Raw genomic sequence first — 25,568 nt, 5'->3', positions numbered from 1 at the left:
CTGACGTGAGAGCCCTCCGGTTTTCGGCCGTTAGAGGAGCCAAGACAAAACAGGGAGCCTGACGCCGTGCCCGTTATCGCCACCTCCGCCGATCTGAATTCGGATGCCGCCCGTTCCAACCGCGCCGCTTGGGCCGACCTGACCCAGGAGCTTCAGACCAAGCGGCAGGCGGTGGCGGAGGGCGGACCGGCCAAGGCGCGCGAGCGGCATCTGGGACGCGGCAAGCTGCTGCCGCGCGAGCGCGTGACACGCCTGCTCGATCCCGGCGCTCCCTTTCTCGAACTCGGTTCTCTTGCCGCCCATGGCATGTATGACGATGCGATTCACGGGGCCGGCCTGATCACCGGTATCGGACGCGTCGAAGGCCGCGAGGTCATGATCGTCTGCAACGATTCGACCATCAAGGGCGGCACTTATTACCCGATGACGGTGAAGAAGCACCTCCGGGCGCAGGAGGTGGCGCGCGAGAACCGCTTGCCTTGCATCTATCTGGTCGATTCCGGCGGCGCGAACCTGCCGCACCAGACCGAAGTCTTTCCCGACCGCGAGCATTTCGGGCGCATCTTCTACAATCAGGCGACGCTCTCTTCGATGGGCATTCCGCAGATCGCCTGCGTCATGGGTTCGTGCACGGCGGGCGGTGCCTATGTGCCCGCCATGTCGGATGAGACCGTGATCGTGCGGCGCCAGGGCACGATCTTCCTCGGGGGGCCTCCGCTCGTGAAGGCGGCGACGGGCGAGGTAGTGTCGGCGGAAGATCTCGGCGGCGCTGATGTGCATGCGCGACAGTCCGGCGTGGCGGATCACTACGCGACCGATGACGTCCACGCGCTCGCCATCGTGCGCCGCATCGTCGGCACGCTCAACACCCGCAAAAAAATCGACATCGATATCGCGGAGCCCGTAGACCCGAAATATCCGATCTGCGATCTCGACTCGATCGTGCCGACGGACCTCAAGAAACAGTACGATATCCGCGAGGTCATCGCGCGGCTCGTGGACGGCTCCGAATTCGACGAGTTCAAGCGCCTCTACGGCACGACGCTGGTTACGGGCTTCGCCCGTATCTGGGGCATGCCGGTCGGCATCATCGCCAATAACGGCATTCTCTTCTCCGAGAGCGCGCTAAAGGGCGCGCATTTCATCGAGCTGTGCTGCCAGCGGCGCATTCCACTGCTCTTCCTCCAGAACATCTCGGGCTTCATGGTCGGGCGCCAATACGAGGCGGGCGGCATCGCCAAGGATGGCGCCAAGCTTGTGACGGCGGTGGCCTGTGCGCAGGTGCCGAAGATCACCCTGCTCGTCGGCGGTTCGTTCGGCGCTGGCAATTACGGCATGTGCGGCCGCGCCTATTCTCCGCGCTTCCTCTTCACATGGCCGAATTCGCGGATCTCGGTGATGGGCGGCGAGCAGGCGGCGAGCGTTCTCGCCACTGTGCGGCGCGACAATATCGAGGCCGAGGGCAAGACTTGGAGCGCGGACGAGGAAGAGGCCTTCAAGGCGCCCATCCGCAACAAGTATGAGGAGGAGGGCTCGCCCTACCATGCGACGGCTCGGCTCTGGGACGACGGCATCATCCTGCCCTCGGAAACCCGCCGCGTTCTCGCGCTCGCCTTCTCGGCCGCGCTGAACGCTCCGGTTCCGGAGACGAAGTTCGGCGTGTTCAGGATGTAGGCGTCGAGCTCTAGCAGCGGAACCGGCATCGGATAGAGTGGTTGGGAGGGTATGTCCGAGATTGGACCCGATACCCTCCGCCGCAGCTACGCCCATCGGATCGCAAAGCTCGCCGATATCGGCGACGTGCGCATCGAGCAAGCCTTCGCGAAAGTTCCGCGTGAAGACTTCCTGCCGCCACCTCCCTGGACCGTCATCAGCCTTGGCGATGCGAGCGAGACGAACAGGCTCGCCGACATTTACGAGAATGTTCTGGTCGCCATCGACCGCAAACGCGGCATCAATAACGGCGAGCCGGCCCTCCATGCCGCCTGGCTCGATGCCGTCAGCCCGCAGCCAGGAGAAAGCGTCGTTCATGTGGGAGCCGGCACGGGCTACTACACGGCGATGCTCGCGCGGCTCGTTGAACCGGGCGGACATGTCGAGGCCTTCGAATATGAGCCTGACCTGGCAGCCGAGGCGTCCCGGAATCTGCAGTCCTATTCCAACGTGACCGTCCATGCCGGATCCGCCTTTGGCAGGAAACTTCCCGAGGCGGATGTGATCTACGTCAACGCGGGCGTCATTGCGCCGGACGCGGAATGGCTGAGGGCTCTCAAGCCGAATGGACGACTGATCTTTCCCTGGCAGCCGCACAAGGGCTGGGGACCAGCGCTTCTCGTGAAGTGGCGAGAGAAGGGCTTCGCCGCCCAGGTTCTCATGAGTGTAGGCTTCATCTCGTGCAGCGGAATGACGGAAAAATCCAGCGTCAGGCACCTGCCGAGCGAGGCCGATCTCGCCACTGTCAGATCGGTATGGCTTAGGGACGAAATCGCGCCGGACAAGAATGCCGTCGCTACCTACAAACAGGTCTGGTTCTCGTCCAAAGTCGTCGACCGGTGAGAGCCATCCTTTCGGCTGTGCGTACCCGCACCTAACCTAGCGGCAGCTTGAGCTATAAGCGGTGACGAGGAGCAGTTTGCGTAGCTGCGCAGTTCCGAACGGCTTATTTCGAAGTCCCAAAAGGTCAAAAAATTGTTGCCTCCATGCAACACCTAAAAACCTTCCTCATCCTGCCGTTCTTGGCCCAAGCGCCGCCGCGATCCCGCCATAAACCTCGATCACCAGAGAAGGCCTGCTAAGTGCTTCCAAACCAAAGCTTTACAGCGAGGCACTCCAAGGGAAGGTCCGGTTAACGCTACCGGGCATCCCTCCGAGGGGGTCATTGCATAGGTGGCGCAGCACGTGGCAGATCACGAGAGTTCCATCCCACGCGGAACTTTCGTTAGGACTGTGTGGACAAGAGTGTAAATCCATGGATGCGCGCCTGATTGAAATGCCAATGAAGCCGAGCCGCCGCTCGACGGAGGCTTTGCGCGCGTCCCTGCAATCCATGCTCTCGGTCTTTGGGGCCGTTGCACTTTTCAGCCTGTCTGGAATTGGTATCGCCCAGGCGCTCGATGCTGCGCCGCGTCCGCAGCCGCTGACACCCGCGCTCTCGCCGGTGCTCGCTCCGACCGCGAAATATGGCTCCGCGCGCGAGGCTCTTCGTACGGGGATGCGTGACTACAATGCGGGGGACAAGCTCGGCGCCGCCGCCGCTCTCGAATACGCGGCGGGGCAGGGGCACTCGCTCGCGCTCTGGAAGCTCGGTCGCATGTATGCGGATGGCGACGGCGTTCAGCACGACGATCTGAAGGCCTTTGAGTATTTCTCGAAGCTTGCCGACCAGCATGCGGATGAAAGCCCCGACTCGCCGAATGCGACGGTCGTCTCCAGCGCCTTCGTGGCGCTCGGCACCTATTTCCTCGACGGCATCGAGGGCACCTACGTGTCCGCCAATCCGGCCCGCGCTGTCGAAATGTTCAATTACGCAGCGTCTTACTTCAGCGATTCCAACGCTCAGTACAACCTCGCCCGCCTCTATATGGAAGGAACGGGCGTGAGACGAGATTCGCGGCAGGCCGCCCGGTGGTTCAATCTGGCCGCCGAAAAGGGGCATCACCCCTCACAGGCGCTCCTCGGCCATCTTCTCATGAACGGCCAGGGCGTACCGCGTCAGCGGGCCAAGGGGCTCATGTGGCTGACCCTGGCGCACGAAGCCGCCGCCGATTCCAGCAAGGATCAGTGGATCACGAGTCTCTACGAGGAAGCATTCTCCGCTTCCGACGATTCGGACCGCAAACTGGCGCTGGCTCTTCTCGAGCAGTACATTCAATCTCGCCGTTAAGGCATCACCTTAAGCAAGATCCAGGTCCACCATCACCGGCACGTGGTCGGACGGCTTGTCCCAGCCGCGCACTTCCTTGCGGATCGAAGCCGTTTTGAGCTTGTCCTGAGCCTGCGGCGAAAGCAGCAGATGGTCGATGCGGATGCCATTGTTCCGCTGGAACGCGCCTGCCTGATAATCCCAGAATGAATAGAGGCCCGCCTGGTCCGTGCAGGCGCGAAGAGCATCGCTGAAGCCGAGATTTTCGAGCGCCCGGAACTTCGCGCGGCTTTCCGGCTGGAAGAGCGCATCGTTTGTCCAGGCAGCCGGATCTGCGGCATCCTTGGGTTCGGGAATGACGTTGTAATCGCCGCAGAGCACCAGCGGCTCCTCAAGCGTGAGAAGCCTGCGGGCATGGGCATGGAGACGATCCATCCAGGCGAGCTTGTATTCGAATTTCGGCGTGCCGATGGGGTTGCCGTTCGGCAGGTAGATCGAGGCAATGCGCACCGCGCCGCCCTCCGTCGAGATGACGCCTTCGAGATAACGCGCCTGCTCGTCGCCATCGTCGCCGGGAAGGCCGCGCCTGACATCTTCGAGCGGACGCTTGGAGAGGATGGCCACCCCATTATAGGCCTTCTGCCCATGAGTGACGACGTTGTAGCCCAACGCTTCGACCTCGGCCCTCGGGAAGGCCTCGTCCACGCATTTGAGCTCCTGGAGGCACAGCACGTCCGGGTCCGCGCTCTTCACGAAGGTCGCGAGGTGATCCAGCCTCTGCTTGATGGAGTTCACGTTCCAGGTGGCTATACGCATCGTCTCGGCCTCTTTGCCCTCTTGTAAGCCTTCATCGGATGTTCGTGAAAAGCTTGCAAGGTGCTACCCGTCTTTATTCCCACCAGAGCGCCTCACGAACCCATCCGGTTCCTGCCCATCGACAGCGCAGTCTGCGCCACGCTACCACTCGGCACGCATATGCTATGGCACATGCTGAATGCGCTGGTGTTGTGGATTCTCATGAACGCGGCGATCAGGCCCGCTCCCGGAAAAGGCTGCTTCATGTCCAACGTTGAAATCCACGGCTATGCCATCGTCTCCGACAACGACCGCATCGCCGATGCGACAGGACAGACGCCGGATATCCTGCGCAACGATGCGGATTGGGCCTATTTTCAGGCGGAGCTCAACAAGTCTGACCTGACGGTGCTGGGCCGCCTCGGGCATGAGGCCAATCCCAATCCGAGGAAGCGGCTGCGGATGGTGTTGACTTCATCCTCCTCTGGCCTCGAACAGCGGGAGGATGGGTGGTGGTGGGACCCGGGCAAAGTCTCCTGGGAAGAAGCGATCGGCCAGGTCCTGCCGAACGGGGGCAGGGTGGCCGTGCCCGGCGGACGTCAGGTCTTCGATCTGTTCCTCGCCATCGGCTACACCGCGTTTCACCTCACGCGGGCCGAGGGGACCTTCATCCCGGATGGCGTGACCGTGTTTTCCGCCTGCGATCAGGGGCACTCCGCTGAAGTCACATTGGCAGATGCAGGGTTGAAGCCCGGCGGGAAGCAGGTGCTCGATCCGGATGGGCCGGTCACCCTCGTCGTGTGGGCGAGCTAGGCGGGAAACATCCGGCCCGCCGTGAGTTGACTTCCGACAAACTTTGCAAGGAGGGTCTTATGCGGCGTACGCTTCCATCCCTTGTCATGATCGGCTGTCTCGCGGCTGGTGCGGCCTGGGCGCAAAGTTCATCCTCCAGCGGCAGTTCCGGGTCCTCCTCCGGTGCCGCGAGCGGCACGGCGGCTTCGCCGAGTGCGCCGTCGCCCAGCAGTCCCTCGACGCCGCTCCCCCGTCCGCAGAACAGCATGGGAAGTTCAGCCACCACGCCCCCTCAAGGCGCCACAAGCTCGGCCCCCATTCCGCCGCCCGGTAGCGAGGGAAGCACCACGGGGCCGGGAGCGACGGGCAGTGTTCAGGGAGGCCGCCGCGCCGGCAATCCGTCCTCCGTCGGCCCCTCCTCAAGAGAGGAGGAACTTCAGAAGAAAGGCCGGATAATCGAGCAGCGGGCCCGCCGGCTCTGCGACGGCTGCTGATCCTCAGCTCGATAAGCGGCGCAGCGGGCACGCCATGACAAGGTGGTGATGTGGAAGGGTTGTATTGCCCTGCCGCAAGCCAAGCTATCCTTACGTTTCATAGGTGTCGTAAGTCTTCATTAACCATGTGGGCGCATCCTTTTCGTCGCTGAATCAGGAAGACAATTCTAATCGGCCGAGCGGAGATGGGGCACATGACGAACAAGAATATTGCAGAGACGATCGGTGAGAGAATCGCCGCAACCGAACTTGTGGTCGAAGCCATCGCCCAGCATGGCAGGGAGGCCGAGCTTCGCGATCTCCGCGTCCTGCTCATCGGCACCATGAGCCTTCTCACACGCGATCCCGGTGTCGAAGCTGCCGTGGACGATCTTTATGCGGCGGCATCCGCTCTTGTGAGGGACGAGGCTTCCGGCGCTCATCCCGTTGCCCGTAATCTTCGTTTCCTGCACTCAGCTCTGGAGCGCTTCACCGAACGCGTCCCCGTGCTTCTCGGCGAGGAAAAAACCGACGATCCAATGCGCCTGCGTGGCCTCGATGCAGCGTATGCAGTCCAGCTGGAACGCAGCGCGCATGTGGAAGATGAGGACACCTCGGCGGACATCCGCTCCGCTGCATGACGGAACATAGTAACGCTTGCGGCATAAGGCTTTGAGCCGCAGCTTGGCTGTTATAGGGTATTTTCCTAAGTCGCTTTTGATGCGATAACGGCGGCGGCTTCATGAAGCCGCCTTGCAGCACTTCAATCCTGCTTCGTTATCCGTGCCACATCGCGTCTGAGCCCACTTCGGGCTGAGCGTGAGAGAGACTTCGCGAGACATCCCGAATGGCGACCGTCACGTTCACCGCCGACACACCGGAAGACCTGCGTCTGCCAAAGCTCTTCACGGAGATTCTGGGTGCTATCGTGTTCGGTAGGAGCGGTGGCGACGATACAGCGGCGTTTAAAGTCCAGCATCCTGATGGATATATCGGGCACCAGCTCGACGTCTTTTATAGCGGTCGACAGCTTTCAGTTGATGAAGGCGAAGTCTCCTATCTGCGTTTCAGTTATGACGGCGATACTTGGCTGACCATCGGCACACCCAGCGGGCCGGTGCTCTTCACCTATAGCGACTTGCAGGCCTTCCATCGTGGCGGCGCTATCGCAGCCGCAGCGGTTCTGTCTCGATCGGACAATCTTACCGGCTCCGCAAAAGGCGACTACATGGAGTCGTATGCCGGGGACGACGTTCTCGATGGTGGCGAGGGTGCGGATACGCTCAAAGGCGGATCGGGAAACGACATCTACATCGTCGACAACTCCGCGGATCGGGTCGTTGAAGATGTCGGCGGCGGCTACGATATCGTCGAGACGGATGTCGACTTCGCGCTGGCGGAAGATTCCGAGGTCGAGGTTCTCAGGGCGAGTCTTGCCGCCGTCTCGCTGTCGCTCATCGGCAATCAATTTGCTAACCTGATCATCGGAACGCACGGCGACGACCTGCTCGACGGCAAGGGCGGTGTCGATACGCTGATCGGCAAGGCAGGAAACGATATCTATCTCGTCGATAATCCATTCGACATCGTTCAGGAGATTGCAGGGGAGGGGTACGACACGGTCATCACGACCGCATCCTATCGACTGAGCTACAATGTCGAAGTGCTCAAGGCGGCCGCGGGCACGAGCATGCTCGTGCTGGAAGGCAACGCCCTTGCCAACGAGATCTTCGGCAATACCGGCATCGACTTTATCTACGGCCATGATGGCGACGACAGCCTTTACGGCGATGGCGGCAACGACGTCATCTTTGGCGGAACCGGAAACGATCTGATTTTCGGCGGTATGGGCGACGATCACATGGAGGGTGGCGAGGGATACGACATCATCTATGGGGATGTGGGCAACGATGCTCTGATCGGTGGCGGCGGCGACGACACCCTCTATGGCGGGCCGGGCAATGATTACTTCCGTGGGGATGACGGGAATGATCAGCTCTTTGGCGATGTGGGCAACGACACGCTGTACGGTGGCGCCGGCAACGATCTCCTCTATGGCGGTCTCGACATCAACAAGCTCTATGGCGAGAACGGTAACGATCTGCTCTTCGGTGGCGAGCATGTGGACACGCTCGTCGGCGGCGCCGGAAACGATCAACTCTTCGGCGATGCGGGCAACGACTATCTCGACGGTGGCCCAGGACGCGATACGCTGTGGGGTGGCCCGGGGCGCGACAGTTTCGTGTTTCGGGACCGCCTGAACGCCAAGACCAATGTCGACAACATCAGGGATTTTCAGATCAAGGTCGACAAGATCCGCCTGGAAAATGCGATCTTCAAAAAGCTCGGCAAAGCGGGAAAACTGAAACCCGATTTTTTCACCATCGGCATCAGCGCCAAGGATGCGAACGACCATATCGTCTTCAACAAGAAGGCGGGGCTTCTGTCTTACGATGCGGACGGCACGGGGCCGATTAAGGCGATAGCCTTCGCGAGGTTCGTGTCGAAGATCGGGCTCGACGCGGGTGACTTCCTGGTCATCTGAGCGGATTGCGCAGGCGTCAGCCTTACGAGGGCATCGCAGGCTGCTGATAGCCGTTCGAGAATTTGAGAGCGGCTTCGACCCGGTTACGAACGCGGAGCTTCTGCAGGATGTTGGTGAGATGATGCTTGATGGTCTTCTCGCTCAGATAAAGGCTGTTGCCGATTTCCTTGTTGCTCCGCCCTTGGACGAGGATCGTGAGGATCTGCTGCTCACGCGGGGTCAAATGGGGGAGGCCGTTCGCGGTCTTTGACGCGCCATGGGCCGGGCCTTTATCCGTCAGGAGTTTCGCCGCAAGGCTCGGTGAAATGAAGCTCTGTCCCTGGTGAAGGACGCGCGCCATCTGAACGAGTTCGCTGCGGTTGGTCTCCCGCAAGAGGTACCCTCGAGCTCCTCTTCTCAGGGCTGCGTAAACGCTTTCTTCCGTCGCCGTGTCGGCCAACATCACGATCCCGATCCGCAGGTTCTGCCGCAAAATCGCCTCGACCGTTTCCATGCTGTTGTCCAGGATGTCCGCATCAAGCACGATGACATCCGGCATGCTCTCCTTGACGATCCGGATCGCATCCCAAGCCGTTGCACCCTGATCGACGACCTGGATATCCGGCTGGGAATTCAAAGCCAGAATAATCCCGTCCCGAAACATGGGATATTTGTCGACGACACCGACACGAATGCCGTTTTGCATTGGAGCCCCCCAGTTCCAATTCAGCTGATCATAGAGCAGGCAAGGACTCATCTGCCTTTGAAAGGTCTTTCAACCTTTCGACCCTGGAGATAGGATAATAAGTCTCCTTCATACTAGGCAACATCAATAAGTTATAAGGGAAGAACCATAAGCGCCCCTTGAGGAGTACCACTCAAGACGTAGGAACGCGCCGCGACCCGTCAAAAGGTTGAGGCGGCGGTTTCGAAGGGGTAGATCCAACAAAGGCGCTCAAGCTTGAATCTGCCTGTTGTAGAGCCTCGTCGCAGCAACCATGGCAACTTCGACACGGTTTTTGACACCGAGCTTTTCCATGATGGCCGTCAGGTAGCTTTTCACCGTCTTCTCCGTCAGTCCGAGCTCGTCACCAATGCGCCGGTTGCTGAAACCTTGAAGGATCAGCATCAGGATCTGCTCTTCACGCGCGGTGATCTCCGGAAATCTACTCGGGGCGGATGGCTCGCGCTTTTCTGTCACCCTCGCCATGAAGAGCTGCGCCGCAAAACTCGGAGACACATAACTCTGGCCCTTGTCGACGATGCGAATGGCGGTCACGAGTTCCGAACTGCTGGTCCCTTTGAGAAGATAACCGCGCGCTCCCTTTCGCAAGGCGCTGCGGACCTCCTCCTCGTCATCGATGACCGTCAGCATCAGGGTCTTCGTCGAAGGGCAACGCAGCGCGATCTTGGCGGCGGCATTGATGCCTCCGCCCGGCATGTTCATGTCGAGAAGCAGGATATCGGGAGCATGCTCCTGGGCGATCTGCAGGGCATCGGCGGCTGTTCCACCTTGGCCGACAACCTCGATGTCAGCCTCGGATTCCAGGGCGAAAATCACTCCATCCCTGTAGAGCACATGATCGTCCACGACTCCGACACGAATCTTACGCTGCATCCGGCGCTCCCATGGCGAGCGGCAGTGACGCCTTGATGCAGGTTCCGGTTTCCGGCCTGCTTCTCATGTTCACGGTTCCGCCGATGCTTTCGATCCGATCACGAAGCCCCGCCAATCCGAAGCCCGGATGCTTCACGTGGTCCTCCGGTTCGCACATGCCCGGTCCCTTGTCAGAGACCTCGATCTCGATGGAAACTCCATCCCAATGGATGTTGACCTGCTGACCGCGTCCGCCGGCGTGCTTGAAGGCATTATTGAGTCCTTCCTGCACGAAGCGGCACAGGGCAATCTTCACGAATTGCGGGGCCTGCTCCGGAAGTTCGGATATGTTGCGGATGATGATCGTCCCGGTCGTTCGCTCATGATGGCGGATCATGAAGGTCAAAGCATCTTTGAGAGTCAGCTTCTCGACCTCGGGCAAGAGAAGGCCTTTGCAGATGTTCCTTATATCGCTGAGAGCATCCGAGAGGGCTTTTTGAGTCCGGTTCAGATTGTCGTGGTCGTGCGGGTTGTCACGGACCTTGCCCAAACGCAACAGAGCGAGGCTGACCAGTTGCGCGACGCCGTCATGTAGGTCGTATCCCATCTGCCGCAATAGCCGCTCGTTGCTTTCCGTCGCATTCTGCGCGGCTCTCTCGACCCGCTCATGCAGGTCGCGGTTCTGCCGGAGAAGGCTCGACAACTGCGCCACGCGCATGGTGAGCGCCGCGCGCTGCTTGTCGATCGTCTTGCTGCCATTGGCCACGATCACGAAGAGGGCGCCCATCATGTTTAAGGTAACCAGGATCGTCGCGATCCAGGTCTGCCATTCCGATGCGACGAGCTCAGCTTCGGGAACCTCCGCACGCTCGTGAAATTCCAAGGCGGCGATGATCTTGCCGGTATCGCTCTCCCGAATGGGGACGAACACTTTGAAGCGAGACATGCCAGGGCTTGATTGAGCACGCCCGTCTTGGGAAGCGCCTTCGAATTGTACCCTGATGGTGCCGGACAATGCATCATGGAACGCCGGGTTATGCTTAAGCCGTTCTCCGATAACCTTTTGATCGCTGCTGTAGACAGCGACGCCGTCATGCCTCCATACCCTTAAGGAGATTATGTTCGCGCGAAGGTCCGGGCGCTCCATGGCCCTATTGAGGTCGCTGATGCTCTCCTCGGAAAGCGTTTCTCTGAACGCAAGATCCTGGAGATGTGGCGTTACCAGGCTGCTGATCGACAAGGCCACCGATGCGGCTTTGAAATCCGAAACGCTTTTCTCGATCTGCCATGAGACCCAGGTGCCTAAGGCGAGCATTCCAACCAGCATGACTGCGAAAGCCGTAAGAAGGAATTGCCCACTAAGGCTCATCCGCCATCCAGGCTCAGCGCCTGGATCCGTGTCGAGCTTGGCACCCTGAGAAGCGTACAATTCGGAAATCCCTCTGACCCCGGGAGCCAGGCTCTTCTGACTGGAGCCCTGCTTAGAGGTTCTCCAAAGTAGAGCTGTGACGCGCAAGGCTGTAAATACTATCCGGAAGGGGTAGTTCGTTGATGCCTTCAAGTGGGGAAGCTGATTAATAGAAGATTTCACGGCAACGTGATAACGATTGTGAAGATTTGTATCTATTGCGGAGACCGGCGAGCCGGGCAGTTATCTTCGATGTTGTATCATAGTGGACCTTGGTCGAGTTGCCGACCAAGGTCCGAAACGCTTCGAGAACGGCATTGGACTTACGTCCGCCCGCCGTCAGTAAGACCTCAGACCGTCTAGTGAGCAACCTCCCGATTTGGCCAGAATGTGTCTGGTAGCCGTCGTTTTTGCGGCAACAAATTGGGAGGGAAAACCATGGTCAGTCTCGTTCGGCACGATCTCGAGTACATCTTGAAGCAAATCAAAATCGCTGAAAGACATGCAGCTGGTGAGGATTTGCGAAAGCTCGTTGCCGAGGCCGGTGGTCTCGATCCCAACGCTGCCGAAACGCCGGCTCAAGCGCATTTGTTGCCCTACGGTCTGCGCACGGTCGACGGCACCTACAACAACCTCGTCGAGGGACGCGAGACCTGGGGCGCCGCCGACCAGCCGTTCCCGGATATTTCGTCGCCGAATTACCTGAATGAAGGTGACGATGGTATGATGTTCGGCACGCCCGATCATCCGGTGTGGCTGACGAATAACAATTATACCCCCGGGACCACTACCGGATCGCCAATGCTGCCGCCCGGCACCGTTGTCGACGCTGATCCGCGTCTCATCTCGAACCTTGTTGCCGACCAGACCCTCGACAACCCTGCCGCCATCGGAGCGGCTTTGAATTATGCCGGCATCACAGGCGCAGCGCAGAAGGCGGCGATCCTGGAAATCCAGTCGGCACGCGCGGCGATTGCGGATGCCATCGCGGATGCGGGTTCAGCATCCGGCGCCATCGCAGGCCTTCAGGCCGCCGTTTCCGCGGCTGAGGAGGTAGTGACGCAAGCCGAGGCCGCCCTCGTCATCGCGCAAGAGGCGAACGAGGCAAATCAGGCTGCTCATGCGGAGGACCTGGCAGAACTTCAGCAGACGCAGGACGCCTTTGATGTCGCATACAACGCGTTGATGGCCATCTTCGAGGATGGCATCTCAGAGGAGGAGTTTGCGCAGCTGCCGACGATCAATGCCGACTACCTCGCTGCTCAGCAACAGCTGAATCTCAGCCGGCAGATCGAGTCTCTCTCTCGCTCGGAAGCAGAGGCATCGGCAATCGCGGTCACGAACGCGCAGACCGCCGTATCGACCGGGAATGCCGAGCTCGCAACCGCTCAACAGAACCTGGCGACCGGTCAGACCGGTGCTCAGGCTGCGACGGCCGCAATCGAGGCGGCGAAGGCTGAACTGGCCGATCTTCTGGCCGAGAAGGGCATCATGATGGACGGGAACACGGTTCTCATCCCCAACGTTGCGCCCGATATCGGCGATTCCGCGCCTTACAACTCGATGTTCACTCTGTTCGGACAGTTTTTCGACCACGGCCTCGACCTGATCGCCAAGGGCGGCAGCGGCACGGTCTATATCCCGCTGTCGCCGGACGATCCACTCTATAACCCTGCATCGCCACACACCAATTTCATGGTGCTGACGCGTGCCAGCCGTGATGAGGATGGTGCCGCCGTCAACGTGACCACGCCCTGGGTCGACCAGAACCAGACCTACACCTCCCATGCCTCACACCAGGTCTTCCTGCGCGAGTACACGACCGATGCAGCCGGCAAGACGGTTGCAACAGGCAAGCTGCTCGAGGGTGACAAAGGCCTTGCCACATGGGCCGACGTCAAGGAACAGGCCCGGGCCATGCTCGGCATCGATCTGACCGATGCCCATGTCGGGAAAGTGCCCTTGCTGCGCACGGACCCTTACGGCAATTTCATCCCTCACCCTCAGACCGGATACGCTCAGGTGATCGTCGGCCTCGGCCCCGACGGCGTTCCGAATACGTCCGACGACGTGGTGGTCACGGGCACTCCCACGGCTCCCGCGAGCCTCACGAACGCTATTCTCACCGGACACGCCTTCCTCGACGATATCGCCCACGCGGCCGTCCCCGTATTCGACACCCAAGGCGCTCTTGCGGCCGATGGTGACAGTGCAGTCGGCTACAAGAACGCTGACGGAACGACGACGGGTCTCGTCAATTCGCGCGGTTCCAACACAGCCTATGACGACGAAATGCTCGACGCCCATTACATCACGGGCGATGGACGCGGAAACGAGAATATCGGCCTGACGGCCATCCACCACATCTTCCACTCAGAGCACAACCATCTCGTCGATCAGGTCAAGGCGCTTATCCTCTCCAGCGGTGACGTTGCCTTCCTGAATGAGTGGCTGCGTGCGCCGGTCTCCTCAGTCCCGACAGACCCCGCAGCTGTGGGGGCGCTTCAGTGGGATGGGGAGCGCCTGTTCCAGGCTGCCCGCTTCACCAACGAGATGGAGTACCAGCATCTCGTCTTCGAGGAATTCGGGCGCAAGATGCAGCCCGACATCGATGCTTTCGTCTTCGAGCCGTCGGTGGACATCAATCCGGCGATCTTCGCCGAGTTCGCGCAGGCTGTCTATCGGTTCGGCCATTCGATGCTCAACGAGAACATCGACATCGTCGATGCTCAGGGAAATCCGTTCTCGATTGCCCTATTCGATGGCTTCCTCAATCCGTTGGCCTTTGGAGCGACCGATTCAAACGGAAACGTGATCATCGACCACGAGCAGGCAGCCGGTGCGATCATTCGCGGTATGTCTCGTCAGCATGGGAATGAGATCGATGAGTTCATCACGCATGTGCTGCGCAATCAGCTCGTCGGCATCCCGCTCGACCTCGCGGCTCTCAATATCGCCCGTGGACGCGATCTGGGTCTGCCGTCCCTCAATGAGGCCCGCGCGCAGTTCTACCAGGTGTCGGGGCAGGACACGCAGGTTAAGCCCTATGTAAGCTGGGCCGACTTTGGCCTGAACATCAACCACCCGCTGTCGATCATCAACTTCATCGCGGCCTATGGCAGGCACAGCCTCATCGTGAATGCCACGACACTCGAGGCGAAGCGGGCGGCCGCAACCCTGATCGTGCTCGGCGGTGCCGGATCGCCGACGGACCGTCTGGATTTCCTCAATTCGACAGGTGCATGGGCGACCAAGGAAACAGGCCTTAACGATATCGATCTCTGGATCGGCGGCCTCGCCGAAAAGAAGATGGATTTCGGAGGAATGCTCGGCTCGACATTCTCCTTCGTGTTCGAGCTCCAGATGGAAAGCCTCCAGGATGCCGACCGCTTCTACTACCTCTCACGTGTTCAGGGCTTGAACCTCCTGAACGAACTCGAGAATAACTCGCTGTCCGATATCATCATGCGCAACACCGACCTCGGCGATGAAGGTCGGACCGCGCTGCCGGGCGACATCTTTGCCACTCCGGCTTATACGCTTGAGATCATTAAATCTAAGCAAAGAGCCGAAGATCCTACCTGGGATGACGATATCCGGGAGGCGCTTTCCCCCATGGTGGTTCGCAAGGATACGGATGGTGACGGAAAGGACGACGTTCTCATCTATCACGGCACCGACCACGTGGTTATGGGCGGTTCGTCCGGGAATGACTACATCGTGGCGGGCGAAGGCGACGACACGGTCTGGGCCTATGAGGGCAACGACACCATCGAGGCCGGATACGGCGTCGACATCATCCATGGCGGCGACGGTGACGACATCATTACCAATGCCGGTACCGATATCGGTATGGCTGATAAGCTGCATGGCGAGGCCGGTAACGACGTCATCCAGGGCGGCAGTGGCATGGCGCTACTCTTCGGTAATCAGGGCCAGGACTTCCTCATTGCCGGTCCTGACGGCAAGCAGCTGTTCGGCGGCACGGGGAATGACTTTCTCCTCGGCGGCGATGGTGGCGACTTCATGCTCGGCAATGAAGGCGATGACTGGATCGAGGGAGGGGCGAGATTCGATGTCATTTCCGGTGACAACTCGGAACTGTTTTTCAACTCTTCCATCATCGGCCATGATGTGCTCAACGGCGGCAGCGGCGATACCGACTATGATGCCGAGTCCGGCGACGACATCATGTTCCAGGGTGAGGGCATCCAGCGCAACAATGGCATGGCTGGCTTCGACTGGGCGATCCACAAGGGGGATAACGTCGCGGCGAATTCCGATCTCGGCATCCCGATCTTCGGAAATCAGGAGGCGTTCATTCTTCGTGACCGCTTCGACCTCGTCGAGGGTTTGTCCGGATGGAAACATAACGACGTGCTTACGGGGCGCGTCGTCGCCGTGAACACAAGGGCGGAGCTGACCGGCACGGCGGCCATCCCAGGGCCGAACTCTCCGATCGACTCTTTCTCCAACGCCCTGTTGCAGAAGAATGTGTCGCTGATCAACGGTCTCGACCAACTGGTCGCTCACCTCACCCGTATTCCGGTGGTGGATGCAGCCGGCAACCCCGTCCTCGATGCGAGTGGCAATCCCGAGCTGATCGTCTTCGACACGGCTGACGCTTCGGACATCATCCTCGGTGGCGGCGGCAGCGATACCATCAAGGGCTTCGCCGGCAATGACATCATCGACGGCGACAAGTGGCTGAACGTCCGCATTCGCATCACGACGCCGGATGGCATCTATACCGCGGATGGAATGAGCGAGAAGGTATATCGTGAGTCGGACTATGAGTACGGCGCTCCGAAGCCCGGCGCCATTCCCCTGTTCGGCGGCAAGACCCTCGACGCTCTGATGCTCAGCGCCACCCTCAATCCGGGACAGCTCAGCATCGTCCGTGAGATCGTCGACGGTGACCTGAACAACAGCGACATCGACGTGGCTGTCTATGGGGACGTGCGGGCGAATTACGTGATCACCAGCAACGCCGACGGCAGTGTCACCGTTCAGCATGTGACCGTGACGGTCGAGATCGATCCGACCACAGGCAACAATCGCATCTCGGATGGAACAGACCGCCTGTTCAACATTGAGAAGCTGCGCTTCGCCGATGGTGAGGTGAGCCTGACCCCGCCGAAGCTTTCGCTGCACGCCTTCAATAACGGCGGAACCCACGCGGATAATTTCACGACGGCATCCTACAGCCGTTCCGACGGTAGCCGCCCGTGGGCCACGAGCTGGATCGAGACGGGAGATGACGGCAGTGCATCTTCAACCAACGGGCAGATCCAGATTACGAGTGGCGCTCTGCGGTTCGATGCGGGCAATGGGGCGATGATCGAGCGCGGGCTCAACCTCACGGGCATCGCGACCGCACGACTGACCTACTCGGTCGCCGAGCAGGGCTTCGATGCAAACGAACGGGTCGAAGTATGGTTCTCAAGGGACGGCGTGACTTTCACTCTGCTCGAAACAATCGGCGAGGATGCCGATGGTGGGACCCGCGGCTTCGATATCTCCGGTCCGTTCACTTCGGGCGCGAAAATCCGCTTCGTGGTGTCGGGAGTCAACGCGAACAATGAGTTCGTGAACATCGACAATGTGGCGGTGAGCGTCCTGGTCGCCTCGGCGAACCCGACCGTCAACTACGCGACCTCCTTCACCGAGGGCGGTCAGGCGGTGGCGATCGCCAACAATCCTGGCATCGTCGACGACGCAGTCCAGATGGTGTCGGCCCGTATCGTTCTGACCAATGCGCAAGCTGATGACGAGCTCAACATCGGCACTCTTCCGGCTGGGATCTCTGCAAACGTCGCCACAGTGGCCGGCCAGATCATCGTGACGCTCACAGGCTCGGCTTCCCTGGCGGCTTACCAGAGAGCGATCCAGGCGGTGACGTTCGACAATGACTCGCAGAACCCGGTCGCAGGGAACCGCGTGATCCAGGTGACGGTGAATGACGGTATCCTGGACAGCAATGTCGCTACGACCACGATCAACGTGATTGCGACCAACGACCCGCCGAATGCGCAAAACGACATTGTCTTCACCAATGTCACGACCGGGCCGTTCCTGATCCCCGAATGGGCTCTGCTTGCCAACGACACAGATCTTGAGGGCGATATGCTCGACATCACGGCTGTGAACGGCAACAACGCCTTCCAGGCATCGCTGACGGCAACCCCCGGCTTCGTCACCTTGACGGATATCGGCAACCCCGGCGGCACGTTCTCCTACACGGCGTCCGACGGCAAGGGCGGGTCTGACACGGCCACGGTCAACGTCACCCGCGACACGAACGGTGCTGTCGAGGGCAACCAGTTCGACAACATCCTGATCGGCAATGCCGCAGGCAGTACCTTCGATGGCGGTACGGGCAATGACACGATCCTGGCTGGCGGCGGGGATGACACCATCGTTTGGAATGCCAACAACAACGGCGCCACCGATGGAACGGATTTCGTCGACGGCGGGTCGGGGACCGACACTTTCGATCTGAATACTCGCCCGGGTCAGAGCGAAATTTACCGTGTCTATACCCGCGCCGAGGCTGACGACAGGGGCGTGCCGGTGACCAGGGACGAAACGGAGATCGTCATCACGAGGACCGTCGGTAACACGACATCCGTCGTCGCCGAGCTCGACAATATCGAGGAAATCCGCATCGGCTCGCAGACGAGCGACCCGTTCAACGGCAGTGCGGGGCCGGGCGACACCGTGCAGATCTTCGGTGATTTCTCGACCACGAGCCTCGCCCTCAATACCATCACCATCAACGGTAATGCGGGCGACGACACGGTGGATATCTCCGGGCTCACCTCCGCGCATCGGATCGTGTTCCGGTCTCGGGGCGGCAACGATACCATCGTGGGAACCCTGCGGCCTCAGGACGTCATCGAACTCGAACCCGGACGCACGGAGGACGAGTATGAATGGGAGGACCACGAAGATGGTACGACCACCATCACCGCCGGTGTCCACCGTATTACCTTCCGGTGCGAGGATGGAGTCAGGCCGACCCTCAACGAGGTGGCGGCTCCGGTCGATCCTCAGCAGCCGACCGATCCAGTGACACCGACGGACCCGGTGGTTCCCGTGGATCCGGTCAGTCCCGGCACGCCTACGGACTTCGTCCCGGGTGCAGCTGCCGCGCCGGCGGTTCCCGCAAACCTCGTCCTCAGGGGCAGTTCGCGCAGCGAGGCGCTTTTGGGTGGCGACGGTCACGACCGGTTGGACGGTGGCCGTGGTCACGACAAGCTCTTCGGCGGAGCGGGTAACGACCGGCTCCATGGCGGCGACGGTCATGATCGCCTTGACGGCGGCACCGGTGCCGACCGGATGTGGGGCGGACGCGGCAACGACGTCTACATTGTCGATGACCGGAATGACCGGGTCTTCGAGAGCAGAGGGCAGGGCATCGATACGGTGAAGGCGAGCGTTTCCTACTCTCTCGGCGGCACTCATGTCGAACGGCTCATGCTGACGGGATCGGAAAACCTCAACGGCGCCGGTAACGGCCTCGACAACCTCCTGGTGGGCAACAGCGGAAACAATGTGCTCAAGGGTGGACGTGGTGAAGACACGCTCAGGGGCATGAGCGGTGACGACGTCCTCATCGGAGGTGCGGGCAACGACCGTCTCACCGGCGGCTCGGGAGCGGATACCTTCGTCTTCCAGAAAGGTGGCGGCCGCGACGTGGTGACCGACTTCCGCCACAGTCAGGACGACATCGACGTGAGCCGACTGAACGGTGTCAACAGCTTGTCGGACCTGGACATCCGACAGGAGGGACGGAACACCCTTATCCAGCACGAAGACACGATCATCGTGCTCAAGGGTGTCAACGCATCCGATCTCGACAGCAACGACTTCATCTTCTGATCCGAGCTGCTCGAGATTGAGTGGCCCCGCCGGGAGCACATTCCCCCCAGACCCTCCCGGCGGGGATCCCTACTAGACAGTCGCGGAGCATCCCTTCAGGCGATGCATCAGGCGACCCATCCTTCGAGGCAACGCCGATGACAAGTCATCCCAAGAAAAGCCCAAGCCTAATGGCCTCCTGTCGCGGGGCCTTCATCGGCGTCGCTGTCCTGAGCGGCCTCGTCAACCTTCTCTATCTCTCCGGTTCGATCTTCATGATGGAGGTCTATGACCGTGTGCTTCCCAGTCGCAGCATTCCCACACTGGTCGGCCTCTCCGTCATCATCGTGGTTCTCTATCTCTTCCAAGGCCTGTTCGACATGGTGCGCGGGCGCATCCTGGCCCGCGTCGGAGCGGCCGTGGATGAAGACCTGAGCCAACAGATTTTCCAGGGACAGCTCAACGCTCCTCTGAAAGGCAAAGTCGAAGGCGACGGGCAGCAGCCTCTGCGCGACCTCGATCAGCTGCGCGCCTTCCTGGCAGGCGGCGGCCCGACCGCGCTTTTCGATCTCCCATGGATGCCGCTCTACCTGTTCATGTGCTTCGCCTTCCACCCTTGGCTGGGTGCGGTCGCCCTCGGTGGCGCTTGCCTGCTCGTGGTAGTCACGCTGCTCACCGAACTGATGACCCGTGATGCATCGAAAGCTGCCGTGAGCGCAGGCCTTGTGCGGAACGGGATTTCCGAAGGCGCCCGCCGCAACGCGGAGGTGGTCCGCGCCATGGGAATGGGGCAGCGGATCGGCACGATGTGGGGCGATGCGAATGCCAGCTATCTCGCACACCAGCAGCGGACGTCCGATGTGGCAGGCGGATTCGGCGCCATGTCCAAGGTGCTTCGCATGGTGCTGCAATCGGCCGTGTTGGCGGTTGGCGCCTATCTCGTCATCGACGGTCAGGCCACGGGCGGCATCATGATCGCCAGCTCCATCCTGACCTCCCGCGCCCTCGCGCCGGTTGAGCTGGCCGTCGCCAACTGGAAGGGCTTCGTCAGCGCGCGTCAGGGCTGGCGTCGCCTGAAGACCGTGATCGAGGCCAATGCTCGCAGCGAAGCACCTCTCAAGCTGCCCGCTCCGCGCTCAAGCCTGATCTTGGAAAGCGCGGCAGCGGGAGCACCGGGAAGCAAGCGAACCGTTATCCAGGATATGTCCTTTGAACTGACGGCAGGCAGTGGATTGGGCATCATCGGCCCTAGCGCATCCGGCAAGTCATCGCTCGCCCGCATGATCGTGGGTGTATGGCCGACCTGGCGCGGCAAGGTCCGCTTCGACGGCGCGGCCATCGAGCAGTGGCTGCCGGAAGACCTTGGGTGTCACATCGGCTACCTGCCGCAGGATGTCGAACTCTTCTCCGGCACTGTGGCGCAGAACATCGCACGGTTCGACAGCAACCCGAAGGATGAGGCGATCATAGCCGCCGCGCAGGCTGCGAATGTCCATGAGATGATCCTTCAGCTGCCCGATGGCTACGAGACGCATGTCGGGGAAGCGGGTGCCGCTCTTTCCGGCGGACAAAGGCAGCGCATCGCGCTTGCGCGGGCTCTTTACGGAAACCCCTTCCTTGTCGTTCTCGACGAGCCGAACTCGAACCTCGACAACGAGGGCGAGCAGGCTCTCACGAGCGCGATCAAGAGCGTCAGGGCTCGCGGTGGGATCGTCATCGTGATCGCTCATCGGCCGAGCGCGCTCGCCGGGATCGACCTGCTGCTCGTGATGGCCGAGGGACGCATGCAGAGCTTCGGGCCGAAGGACGATGTTCTGAGCAAGGTTCTGCGCCCCGTGCCCGCCTCGCAAGGGACGGAGCCGCGGATGCCCGCCGCCCCGCTGAAAGTCGTCTAAGGTTTGGGAGAGCATCATGACATCAGAAAAGAAAACCAGCGCCCGCGACGCAATCCGCCGCTACTCGCTGCTGGGCCTGTCTTCCGCGTTCTTCCTTGTCGGGGGCCTGGGAGGCTGGGCGGCGGTGACGGAACTCTCCGGCGCTGTGGTCGCTCCCGGCGCGATCGTGGTCGATAGCCACGTTAAGAAGGTTCAACATCCTACCGGTGGCGTCGTCGGCGAAATCCTCGCCCGCGATGGCGACCGGGTCCGGGCCGGGGATGTGGTGATCAGGTTGGATGAAACGGTTGCGCGTGCCAACCTATCCATGATTGCCAAGAGCCTGGACGAATTGGCGGCGCGCCAAAGCCGCCTTGAGGCTGAGCGCGATGGCCTGAAGCAGGTCTCCTTTCCGACGGCATTGACCAGTCGCCTTCTTGAGCCGGAACTCGCGCGGCTCCTCAAGGGCGAGGTTCATGTTTTCGAGGACAGCCGCGCAGCCCGGACTGGCCAGAAAGCGCAGCTCAAGGAGCGTATTGCACAGCTGCAGGAGCAGATCGACGGCCTGAACCTTCAAGCCGTCGCCAAAGCCGACGAGATCAAGCTGATCCAGGACGAGCTGACAGGGGTCGAGCAGCTTTGGCGCAAGAACCTGGTTCCGATCACCCGCGTCACGTCCCTCAAGCGCGAGGAAACGCGTCTGCGAGGTGAGCGCGGGCAGCTCATCTCGAATATCGCTCAGGCGAAAGGCCGGATCGGCGAGACCGAGCTTCAGATCATCCAGATCGATCAGGATCTCAGAAGCGAGGTCTCTAAGGAATTGCGCGAAGTTCAGGCGAAGATCGCGGAGCTTGTCGAGCGTAAGGTGGCAGCCGAAGACCAGTTGAAGCGCATCGAGATCCGCGCGCCTCAGGACGGGCTCGTACACCAGTCCATCGTTCATACCATCGGCGGCGTCATCAATGCAGGCGAGTCCCTGATGCTGGTCGTTCCCGCAGCGGATGAACTCTCCATCGAGGTAAAAGTATCGCCGCAGGATATCGACCAGCTCCGGCTCGGTCTGGATACCTTGCTCAGACTCTCTGCCTTCAACCAGCGCACGACACCGGAGGTGAAGGGAAAGGTGAGCTTGATTGCAGCAGATCTGGTGACGGATCAGCGGTCCGGGATGCAATACTATCCCGTGCGCATCGCGTTTGCCGAAGGTGAACGGGAGCGGTTGGGCTCCCTGAAGCTCCTTCCCGGCATGCCAGTCGAAAGCTTCATTCAAACAGGCTACCGGACCGTCTTCTCCTATCTCACGAAGCCGGTTGCCGACAATCTGGCGAAGGCGTTCCGCGAGGAGTAGGGGCCTATCTCGGACCTTAGCCAGGGAAGCCCCCGATCCACGATGGTCGGGGGCTTTTTCTGCGGCGGTATCGGGTTGCTGTCGACGAGCTCACGCCCCCTGAAATTCGACGAGCTGCTCCTTGTAGATCCCGGTCAGAAGCTTGCCATCCTGGCGCACGACGCCGCGATACATGCCTGAACTGTTGAAGGGCAGGGAGACGTTTCCGGCGTAGTCCACGGCGATGATGCCGCCCGAGCCGCCAGCGGGTTTGAGCACGTCGATCACGACGATGCGGGCTGCGTCTTCCAGGGATTGGCCTGCATAGCGCATGCGTGAGGCGATTTCATGAGCCGCCGCATAGCGGATGAAGATCTCGCCGTGTCCGGTCGCCGAGATGGCGCAGGTTTCATTGTCGGCCCAGGTGCCAGCACCGATGACGGGGCTGTCGCCTACACGGCCGGGCATTTTCGCCGTCATGCCGCCGGTGGAGGTCGCCGCCGCGAGATTGCCGTGCCGATCCCGCGCCACGGCGCCGACGGTGCCGTGCTTGCGGGATTCGTCCTGATCATCCGCGCCGCTCTTGCGCAGGGCGAGGGTCTCCTGAAGGGCCTTCCACCGCTGCTCGGTAAAGAAGTAAGATTCTTCTTCGAACGCGAGGCCTCGAGAGCGGCAGAATTCCATCGCGCTTTCACCGATGAGAACCACATGGCCCGAATGTTCCATCACGGCGCGGGCGGCGAGAATAGGATTGCGGGGGCCGCAGATCCCGGCGACGGCGCCAGCGGAACGGTCGCGCCCATCCATGATCGCAGCATCCATCTCCTGCTTGCCCGCGGAAGTGTAGACCGCACCGCGTCCCGCATTGAACAGCGGCTCGTCCTCCAGCGCCATCACAGCTGCGGACACGGCATCGAGTGCGCCGCCACCGTCGGCCAGGATCGCGCGGCCCGCTTCAAGGGAGCGGCGCAGGCCCGCGTGGTAGGCGGCCTCGCGCTCCGGGGTCATCGTGCTACGCCGGATCGTGCCTGCGCCGCCATGAATCGCGAGGGAGAAGCCAGTATCGGATGAAGAGGTGCTGGTCATGGGATTTCAGCTTTTCGGGTAAGGTGGACGAGGGTGTCTCGGAGGGCGGGCATGTGGTGGCCCGCGCGGCCCGTCATGGGCTGTGCCGCCACGAGGGAGTCGAGGACGGCCTCCTGCGTCGCATCGGCCATGGCTTCAAAGAGAAGGTCGATACGATTTTCGTTGAGAGCGCGAAGCTCGGTGAGGGCTGCTTGTTCATCGTGAGCGATCATGTTCGCTGTCGTGAAACCGAGCGCGATGTCGCCACTGCCATGCCCCCAGAACGAACCGAGCCGCGCGAGGCCGGCACCGGAGCGGCGGATGACGCGCTTCAGCTGTCGGTCACTCAGTGGAATGTCTGTAGCGGCGACGATGATGATCGAACCCTTTTCAGGCGCATTCGCTCTTGTGGAAACAGGGGCGATCTTCCTGCCGTCCGGGAGGCGCAAATCACCAGGGCGTCCGAAATTGGCGAGAACAAGCAATCCGAGATGAAAGCTTTGCTCGTCGAGATCGATGCGTCGGGAGGAGGTGCCAATTCCGCTTTTGAAGCCAAATGCGCGCATGCCGCAACCAGCGCCGACGGAGCCGATTTCCACCTGGGATGATGCAGCCTCGATGGCGGCACATGCGTCTTCTTCAGTGACGGCGAGGGCCTGGATGTCATTGAGGTAGCCGTCATTGCACTCCATGACGATCGGATTCACGGTGGCGGTCTCGCGGCCGATATCGGGATTGTGTGCAACGGCATGGCGCACGAGCGCTGTGAAGCAGGTGCCGACCGACAAGGTGTTGGTGAGAAGAATTGGCGTCTCGATGACGCCAAGCTCCTCGACCTGAACCAGGCCGGTGCTCTTGCCGAAACCGTTCAGAACATGGGCAGCGGCAATGGGCTTCCGGCGATAGAGATTGCCGTCATGCGGCACTATAGCGGTAACGCCGGTGCGGATGTCGTCATGCATGAGAGTCAAGTGACCGACCAGCACTCCAGGAACATCCGCAATGCTGTTGAGTGCGCCCGTGGGCAGGGTGCCACAGGCGAGACCGATATCCCTGGCACGCAAGGTCTTCATGGCGATGGACATTCCGTTTTCACATATGCGGCGATTTCCGCATGCGTGGCGATCCAGACATCGGAGCGCTTCGTGATTTCTTCCAAGAGCTTTTCCAGGATCCAGATGCGCGACCGATAGCCCGTCACATGCGGATGCATGGTGAGCAGGAAGAGGCCGCCTTCTTCATAAGCGCGTTCGAACTCGCGGATGAAGATGTCGTAAACGGCGGTCGGCGGCGTGTAAGGGCGCAGGCCGTTGAAGCGGTGCATGTTGAAGTAGACCGCATCGTCACGAATCCATTCCACCGGCAACTCGACGATTCCGGTCGGCTCACCCTTCTCCAGAAGTTCATATGGGTCGTCATCAGCCATGAGCGACGAGTCGTATAGCAGTCCCAGCTCGCGTTCGATCTGAAGGGTGGTGGGGCTAAAATCCCAGGAGGGCGTGCGAAGGCCTACCGGGCGAACGCCGGTAATGCGCTCGAGCGTGTCTGTGGCGCGGAACATGAGGTCGCGCTCGATCTCATAGGGCAGCTGGCTGTTGAGTTCGTGAATCCAGCCGTGGATGCCGATTTCATGCCCTTCGGCCACCACGCGGCGCTGCTCGTCTTCGTAGAGAAGAGCTGCAACTGCGGGCACGAAGAACGTCGCCTTCGCATCGTACTTGGCGAGCGCGTTGAGGATGCGCGGAACGCCCTGGCGATTGCCGTACTGTCCCTGCGACATACGCCCGATGGACTTGCCGCCATCACGCAACTCGTTTGTTTCATGATCCGAATCGAAGGACAAAGCGACCGCGCAGCGTGCGCCGTTCTTCCACTTGGCGGGTTTCATTGAACGTCCGGCACGCACATGTTCCACCTTCGTACGCCAGGTCTGCTCTTCCCATGTCCAGGGCTGCGTGCTGAGATCGTCCATGGTCTCTCAAATCCTT

The 25,568-nt window shown here is 60.8% G+C and carries 17 protein-coding genes; 10 read left to right on the top strand and 7 right to left on the bottom strand.

Going from position 1 to position 25,568, the window contains the following annotated elements:
- Window positions 1-66 precede the first annotated feature (66 nt).
- The 3 genes from AB4Y85_RS14475 (at window position 67) to AB4Y85_RS14465 (ending at window position 3,883) form a co-directional block, all read left to right on the top strand.
- Window positions 67-1,674, top strand: a complete 1,608-nt coding sequence (locus AB4Y85_RS14475) for a carboxyl transferase domain-containing protein (protein WP_441985611.1) — start codon at window positions 67-69, stop codon at window positions 1,672-1,674.
- 51 nt (window positions 1,675-1,725) lie between these two features.
- Entirely contained in the window at window positions 1,726-2,556 is an 831-nt protein-coding gene (locus AB4Y85_RS14470; protein ID WP_441985610.1) for a protein-L-isoaspartate O-methyltransferase family protein, read from the top strand.
- Between the two features lie 490 nt (window positions 2,557-3,046).
- The gene (locus AB4Y85_RS14465; protein ID WP_441985633.1) at window positions 3,047-3,883 is read left to right on the top strand and encodes a tetratricopeptide repeat protein; all 837 of its coding nucleotides are present in this window, start codon (window positions 3,047-3,049) and stop codon (window positions 3,881-3,883) included.
- Window positions 3,884-3,892: 9 nt separating this feature from the next.
- Here AB4Y85_RS14465 and xth read toward each other — a convergent pair whose 3' ends face one another.
- Window positions 3,893-4,678 carry an exodeoxyribonuclease III gene (gene xth / locus AB4Y85_RS14460; protein WP_441985609.1) on the bottom strand — a complete coding sequence of 262 codons (786 nt, stop codon included), beginning with the start codon at window positions 4,676-4,678 and terminating at the stop codon, window positions 3,893-3,895.
- A gap of 243 nt (window positions 4,679-4,921) precedes the next feature.
- On the opposite strand from xth, the gene AB4Y85_RS14455 reads away from it, so the two are divergent.
- From AB4Y85_RS14455 to AB4Y85_RS14440, 4 genes are all read left to right on the top strand, one after another.
- The gene (locus AB4Y85_RS14455; protein WP_441985608.1) at window positions 4,922-5,470 is read left to right on the top strand and encodes a hypothetical protein; all 549 of its coding nucleotides are present in this window, start codon (window positions 4,922-4,924) and stop codon (window positions 5,468-5,470) included.
- A 59-nt stretch (window positions 5,471-5,529) separates the two neighbouring features.
- A complete protein-coding gene (locus AB4Y85_RS14450; protein WP_441985607.1) occupies window positions 5,530-5,943 on the top strand; it encodes a hypothetical protein in 414 nt (137 codons plus the stop codon).
- A 194-nt stretch (window positions 5,944-6,137) separates the two neighbouring features.
- Window positions 6,138-6,563: a hypothetical protein gene (locus AB4Y85_RS14445; protein ID WP_441985606.1), complete on the top strand. Its 426-nt coding sequence runs from the start codon at window positions 6,138-6,140 to the stop codon at window positions 6,561-6,563.
- Window positions 6,564-6,769: 206 nt separating this feature from the next.
- Window positions 6,770-8,467 carry a calcium-binding protein gene (locus tag AB4Y85_RS14440; RefSeq protein ID WP_441985605.1) on the top strand — a complete coding sequence of 566 codons (1,698 nt, stop codon included), beginning with the start codon at window positions 6,770-6,772 and terminating at the stop codon, window positions 8,465-8,467.
- A 22-nt stretch (window positions 8,468-8,489) separates the two neighbouring features.
- Here the strand turns inward: AB4Y85_RS14440 and AB4Y85_RS14435 are convergent, their stop codons facing one another.
- The 3 genes from AB4Y85_RS14435 to AB4Y85_RS14425 form a co-directional block, all read right to left on the bottom strand.
- Window positions 8,490-9,152, bottom strand: coding sequence for a LuxR C-terminal-related transcriptional regulator (locus AB4Y85_RS14435; protein WP_441985604.1), 663 nt, complete (start codon window positions 9,150-9,152; stop codon window positions 8,490-8,492).
- 249 nt (window positions 9,153-9,401) lie between these two features.
- Complete coding sequence (locus tag AB4Y85_RS14430; protein WP_441985603.1) at window positions 9,402-10,064, bottom strand: response regulator; 663 nt, start codon at window positions 10,062-10,064, stop codon at window positions 9,402-9,404.
- Entirely contained in the window at window positions 10,054-10,989 is a 936-nt protein-coding gene (locus tag AB4Y85_RS14425) for a sensor histidine kinase (RefSeq protein WP_441985602.1), read from the bottom strand. Before AB4Y85_RS14425 ends, AB4Y85_RS14430 begins: the two co-directional genes overlap by 11 nt.
- Window positions 10,990-11,889: 900 nt before the next feature.
- Between AB4Y85_RS14425 and AB4Y85_RS14420 the strand changes: the two genes are divergently transcribed.
- From AB4Y85_RS14420 to AB4Y85_RS14410, 3 genes are all read left to right on the top strand, one after another.
- Complete coding sequence (locus AB4Y85_RS14420) at window positions 11,890-19,335, top strand: peroxidase family protein (RefSeq protein ID WP_441985601.1); 7,446 nt, start codon at window positions 11,890-11,892, stop codon at window positions 19,333-19,335.
- A gap of 170 nt (window positions 19,336-19,505) precedes the next feature.
- Window positions 19,506-21,209, top strand: a complete 1,704-nt coding sequence (locus tag AB4Y85_RS14415) for a type I secretion system permease/ATPase (protein WP_441985600.1) — start codon at window positions 19,506-19,508, stop codon at window positions 21,207-21,209.
- 16 nt (window positions 21,210-21,225) lie between these two features.
- Window positions 21,226-22,536, top strand: a complete 1,311-nt coding sequence (locus tag AB4Y85_RS14410; protein ID WP_441985599.1) for an HlyD family type I secretion periplasmic adaptor subunit — start codon at window positions 21,226-21,228, stop codon at window positions 22,534-22,536.
- 90 nt (window positions 22,537-22,626) lie between these two features.
- Here the strand turns inward: AB4Y85_RS14410 and AB4Y85_RS14405 are convergent, their stop codons facing one another.
- Genes AB4Y85_RS14405 through AB4Y85_RS14395 form a run of 3 tightly spaced genes read right to left on the bottom strand, consistent with a single transcriptional unit; the run spans window position 22,627 to window position 25,552 of the window.
- A complete protein-coding gene (locus AB4Y85_RS14405) occupies window positions 22,627-23,601 on the bottom strand; it encodes an isoaspartyl peptidase/L-asparaginase family protein (RefSeq protein WP_441985598.1) in 975 nt (324 codons plus the stop codon).
- The gene (locus AB4Y85_RS14400) at window positions 23,598-24,653 is read right to left on the bottom strand and encodes a DmpA family aminopeptidase (RefSeq protein WP_441985597.1); all 1,056 of its coding nucleotides are present in this window, start codon (window positions 24,651-24,653) and stop codon (window positions 23,598-23,600) included. Before AB4Y85_RS14400 ends, AB4Y85_RS14405 begins: the two co-directional genes overlap by 4 nt.
- The gene (locus AB4Y85_RS14395; RefSeq protein ID WP_441985596.1) at window positions 24,650-25,552 is read right to left on the bottom strand and encodes a polysaccharide deacetylase family protein; all 903 of its coding nucleotides are present in this window, start codon (window positions 25,550-25,552) and stop codon (window positions 24,650-24,652) included. Before AB4Y85_RS14395 ends, AB4Y85_RS14400 begins: the two co-directional genes overlap by 4 nt.
- Window positions 25,553-25,568: the final 16 nt, after the last annotated feature.

The organism is Microvirga sp. 2YAF29 (genome assembly GCF_052114605.1).
GTDB lineage: Bacteria > Pseudomonadota > Alphaproteobacteria > Rhizobiales > Beijerinckiaceae > Microvirga.
The sequence above is the reverse complement of the archived record's forward strand: the minus strand, read 5'-3'. Positions and strand labels throughout refer to the sequence as shown.

What these genes read in the sequence shown, in the direction of transcription:
- AB4Y85_RS14420 (WP_441985601.1), top strand. Translation starts at nt 11,890, where the DNA reads ATGGTCAGTCTCGTTCGGCACGATCTCGAGTACATCTTGAAGCAAATC.
- AB4Y85_RS14445 (WP_441985606.1), top strand. Translation starts at nt 6,138, where the DNA reads ATGACGAACAAGAATATTGCAGAGACGATCGGTGAGAGAATCGCCGCA.
- AB4Y85_RS14415 (WP_441985600.1), top strand. Translation starts at nt 19,506, where the DNA reads ATGGCCTCCTGTCGCGGGGCCTTCATCGGCGTCGCTGTCCTGAGCGGC.
- AB4Y85_RS14400 (WP_441985597.1), bottom strand. Translation starts at nt 24,653, where the DNA reads ATGAAGACCTTGCGTGCCAGGGATATCGGTCTCGCCTGTGGCACCCTG.
- AB4Y85_RS14405 (WP_441985598.1), bottom strand. Translation starts at nt 23,601, where the DNA reads ATGACCAGCACCTCTTCATCCGATACTGGCTTCTCCCTCGCGATTCAT.
- AB4Y85_RS14450 (WP_441985607.1), top strand. Translation starts at nt 5,530, where the DNA reads ATGCGGCGTACGCTTCCATCCCTTGTCATGATCGGCTGTCTCGCGGCT.
- AB4Y85_RS14465 (WP_441985633.1), top strand. Translation starts at nt 3,047, where the DNA reads ATGCTCTCGGTCTTTGGGGCCGTTGCACTTTTCAGCCTGTCTGGAATT.
- AB4Y85_RS14430 (WP_441985603.1), bottom strand. Translation starts at nt 10,064, where the DNA reads ATGCAGCGTAAGATTCGTGTCGGAGTCGTGGACGATCATGTGCTCTAC.
- AB4Y85_RS14470 (WP_441985610.1), top strand. Translation starts at nt 1,726, where the DNA reads ATGTCCGAGATTGGACCCGATACCCTCCGCCGCAGCTACGCCCATCGG.
- AB4Y85_RS14455 (WP_441985608.1), top strand. Translation starts at nt 4,922, where the DNA reads ATGTCCAACGTTGAAATCCACGGCTATGCCATCGTCTCCGACAACGAC.
- AB4Y85_RS14440 (WP_441985605.1), top strand. Translation starts at nt 6,770, where the DNA reads ATGGCGACCGTCACGTTCACCGCCGACACACCGGAAGACCTGCGTCTG.
- AB4Y85_RS14425 (WP_441985602.1), bottom strand. Translation starts at nt 10,989, where the DNA reads ATGTCTCGCTTCAAAGTGTTCGTCCCCATTCGGGAGAGCGATACCGGC.
- AB4Y85_RS14395 (WP_441985596.1), bottom strand. Translation starts at nt 25,552, where the DNA reads ATGGACGATCTCAGCACGCAGCCCTGGACATGGGAAGAGCAGACCTGG.
- AB4Y85_RS14435 (WP_441985604.1), bottom strand. Translation starts at nt 9,152, where the DNA reads ATGCAAAACGGCATTCGTGTCGGTGTCGTCGACAAATATCCCATGTTT.
- xth (WP_441985609.1), bottom strand. Translation starts at nt 4,678, where the DNA reads ATGCGTATAGCCACCTGGAACGTGAACTCCATCAAGCAGAGGCTGGAT.
- AB4Y85_RS14410 (WP_441985599.1), top strand. Translation starts at nt 21,226, where the DNA reads ATGACATCAGAAAAGAAAACCAGCGCCCGCGACGCAATCCGCCGCTAC.